This is a genomic window from Tianweitania sp., from assembly GCF_032053605.1.
Taxonomy (GTDB): domain Bacteria; phylum Pseudomonadota; class Alphaproteobacteria; order Rhizobiales; family Rhizobiaceae; genus Tianweitania.
In genome coordinates this window covers 9,595-10,148 of record NZ_DAMBUH010000117.1, presented here as the reverse complement: position 1 = coordinate 10,148, position 554 = coordinate 9,595, and the positions used below count along the sequence as shown (strand labels likewise).

The following is a 554-nucleotide window of genomic DNA, read 5'->3' as shown; positions in this document are numbered from 1 at the left end:
ACGCCGATAGTATGCACCAATTGCAATATACAAGGATGAGGACGGTGGGAGCTGCATCTCATTGCCTAGGAGACGGAAATCTCAGACGACCTCTTCTGAGCCTTACACTCAAGCTGGCACTACGGCCCTCATCCTGAGGTGCGAGCCCGTAGGAGGTTGGTGGTCTGCTTCAACGGCAGTGGGCGAGCCTCGAAGGACGCACCTATGGATGGGGAAAGCCCTGACGACGCCCTCCGCCCCTACGCCTTTCGCTCCCACTTTCGCTCCGGAGTTTGCTGCCAGTAGGTTGCGGCGTGGCCCGCGGTCTTGACGTCGCGCCAGTGGCGGCGGGCGGTTTCGAGTTGGTGGGCGTCGTGGCCGTCGAACAGGAAGACGGCGCGTTCGTAAGTGTCGATTGCGGGTGGTTCGGCGGCGTCGACCATGAAGCGGATCTTGGCTTCGTTGGCGTTGTCCTGGCTGGTGGTCAGCAGGATCGGCTGGTCGGCGGCGTGCGGATCGCGGTCGATGCCGTGGCCGAGGAAGGAATCATCGCGGAAGATCCAGAGATGCGTGTC

1 protein-coding gene is annotated in these 554 nt (G+C 62.1%); it reads right to left on the bottom strand.

Annotation, left to right across the window (positions count from 1 at the left end; genetic code table 11):
- Positions 1 to 239 precede the first annotated feature (239 nt).
- Positions 240 to 554 (bottom strand): DNA polymerase III subunit chi (locus RTX98_RS17955; protein WP_312798165.1); only part of this gene is annotated, 315 nt, incomplete at its 5' end.